The organism is Moorena sp. SIO3I6, assembly GCF_010672095.1.
On the sequence record NZ_JAAHHU010001392.1, the window covers coordinates 1 to 1,344 of the forward strand.

Consider the following 1,344-nt stretch of genomic DNA (forward strand, 5'->3'; position numbering starts at 1 on the left):
TGGCATTTTTGACCCGGTCAAAGGAGCGCAACACAATGGCAGTTACCAGCAAGGTTACCACCAAGGTCACCATAATCGCCGTAGGTAACACAAACCCTGCTGTTGCCACCCGCGACCGACGGTGTAAAATAAATAAGCTACGCAACAGCCAACGCATCAAAGGTTTGGTGATGGCTTGAGAGAGTTTGACTACCTGTTTGAGTAGTTTTGCGATCGCATTCGCTAACTTCTTCCTGGTTGACTTCCTGGTTGACATAGGGATTTTCCTGTCACATTTCCTGAGTAGATTCCTGAAGACGAACTAGTTCAAGCACCCTAGATGATATCCAAATGGTTCAACGAAGCTAAGGGTTTACAATCAACCTAAGCATTCAGCTATCAGCTGAATGCTATCAGCTTTTGACTAAAAGAGGTAAGCTTTGGCCAAATGCCACGCTACGCGAAGGTTTAATCTGAGTTAAGTCCCAGGGTCGAAGCCTGTTTCACAAAGGTGATGGGCTACCCAGACTTTCAATGGTCATTAATCTCGAACTATTAAATTTTCCGATTCGAGGTTTATTTTAAGCTGTCAGCTGTCAGCCGTGAGCTTTTAGCTCATGGCTGACAGCTGACAGCTGACTGCTTACCAATCAACGGTCAACCACTTACCTTTAGATCTACCTACCAACAGAGAATATTAAATATTTAATTATAGTATCGAGATTTCCCAAAAACACAACCGAGATTTGTAACCAGTTTACCCAAGCTAGGATTTTCCTACCTCCTCTAAAGGAAGACTATATCCCCTTTACCAAAAAACCATAGACTTAACCTACCCACATTAAGCCAAAAACCCATCACCCCCGGATAAAAAACTTGGGGAGATGGGGAGGTGGGGAGATGGGGAGGTGGGGAGATGGGGAGATGGGGAGGTGGGGAGATGGGGAGATGGGGAGATTTGTATTAAGGGTAATTACCGGGGTATCATTGCATATCTCTTGGAGAATGTTCTCGATTCCCGATTCCCGATTCCCGATTCCCGATTCCCGATTCCCTCATTTAATAATGATTCAGATTAATTCCAGCTTCCTTAGCCATGGCTTGCAGACCCTTCTTCTGCAAGGTCTTAATGGCCTTAGTGGAAATCCGCAGCTTCACCCAGCGTTTCCCTTCTTCCCACCAAACTCTTTTAACCTGTAAGTTAACGTTTTGTAAGCGCTTAGTCCGACGGTGGGAGTGAGAAACAGCATAGCCATTATTGGCCTTTTTACCAGTCAACTGACATCTACGGGACATGGGGTACCTCTTGATTTACATCTGTTCTTGATCATATCTCGCAGATGGTGCGGGGAGTCGGGAGTCGGG

3 protein-coding genes are annotated in these 1,344 nt (G+C 45.6%); 1 reads left to right on the forward strand and 2 read right to left on the reverse strand.

Annotated features, from left to right (window positions below; genetic code table 11):
* Positions 1–256: hypothetical protein (locus tag F6K49_RS49610; RefSeq protein ID WP_293110162.1), on the reverse strand; the 256-nt coding region annotated here is incomplete at its 3' end.
* Between the two features lie 607 nt (positions 257–863).
* On the opposite strand from F6K49_RS49610, the gene F6K49_RS49615 reads away from it, so the two are divergent.
* A complete protein-coding gene (locus F6K49_RS49615) occupies positions 864–1,058 on the forward strand; it encodes a hypothetical protein (protein ID WP_293110164.1) in 195 nt (64 codons plus the stop codon).
* Here F6K49_RS49615 and rpmB read toward each other — a convergent pair.
* A complete protein-coding gene (gene rpmB, locus F6K49_RS49620; protein WP_008183615.1) occupies positions 1,039–1,275 on the reverse strand; it encodes a 50S ribosomal protein L28 in 237 nt (78 codons plus the stop codon). The two genes, F6K49_RS49615 and rpmB, sit on opposite strands and share 20 nt — an antisense overlap.
* Positions 1,276–1,344: the final 69 nt, after the last annotated feature.

Coding starts and splice junctions, on each gene's coding strand:
- F6K49_RS49615 (WP_293110164.1), top strand. CDS start 864: ATGGGGAGGTGGGGAGATGGGGAGGTGGGGAGATGGGGAGATGGGGAG.
- rpmB (WP_008183615.1), bottom strand. CDS start 1,275: ATGTCCCGTAGATGTCAGTTGACTGGTAAAAAGGCCAATAATGGCTAT.